Genomic DNA, 1062 nt, shown 5'->3' with positions numbered 1-1062 from the left:
CGGCGGGCCGCCCGGCGTCTGCCCCGGCTGCGGCAGGTCCGTGTCCGGCAACGCCTTCGCCCGGTCCACCGCGGCCTGCCACTCGTCGAGCTGGCGGCGGCCCATCCGGTGACCGAACCCGGGCAGCGCGGTCAGTGCCCGCACGGAGTCCGGCAGGCCGAGCGCGGCCTCCACGATCGCCGCGTCGGTGAGCACCTTGCCGGGGGAGACGTCACGGCGCTGGGCGACCTCGTCCCGGCTCAGCCACAGCTCCCGGACCACGGCCATCTGCCGTCGCCGCCGGACCCGGTGCATGCCGGAGGTGCGGCGCCAGGGGTCCTTGCGCGGCGGGGCGGGCGGCGCCGCCGCGATCGCCTCGAACTCCTGCCGCGCCCAGTCGAGCATGTGCTGCCGGTCCAGCTCCTCCTCCAGCGCGTCGCGCAGGTCCACCAGCAGCTCCACGTCGAGCGCGGCGTAGCGCAGCCACGGCTCGGGCAGGGGGCGGGTGGACCAGTCGACGGCGGAGTGGCCCTTCTCCAGTGCGTAGCCGAGCACGCCCTCGACCATGGCGCCCAGGCCCACCCGGGGGTAGCCGGCCAGGCGGCCGGCGAGTTCGGTGTCGAACAGCCGCCGCGGTCGCATCCCTATCTCCCGCAGGCACGGCAGGTCTTGGGTGGCGGCGTGCAGCACCCACTCGCTGTCCGCCAGCGCCTCGTCCAGGGCGGAGAGGTCGGGGCAGCCGATCGGGTCGATCAGCGCGCTGCCGGCGCCGGCGCGGCGGAGCTGGACGAGGTAGGCGCGCTGGCCGTAGCGGTAACCGGAGGCCCGCTCGGCGTCGACGGCCACCGGCCCGGTACCGGCCGCGAAGGCGGCGACGACCTCGGCCAGCCCCTCGGCGTCCGTGGTGACCGGGGGAATGCCCTCTCGCGGCTCCAGCAGGGGGGTCGGCACCGGAGCGGTGTCCGGGGACGCGTCCTGAGCTGTACTGGCTGCGGCGATCTTCTGGGCGTCGGTCACGCGTCCAGGGTAGCTGTGTGCACGCAGTGCGCAGCGCCCGCCGACGGAACGTTACGTCGGCGGGCG

1 protein-coding gene is annotated in these 1062 nt (G+C 75.9%); it reads right to left on the bottom strand.

Annotation, left to right across the window (positions count from 1 at the left end):
* On the bottom strand, positions 1-996 hold a 996-nt coding region (locus tag ACYVE9_RS28015; RefSeq protein WP_461030689.1), incomplete at its 3' end, for an HRDC domain-containing protein.
* Between the last annotated feature and the right edge of the window lie 66 nt (positions 997-1062).

The sequence above is a fragment of the Streptomyces sparsus genome (assembly GCF_054776295.1).
This window is presented reverse-complemented; position numbering and strand designations above follow the sequence as displayed.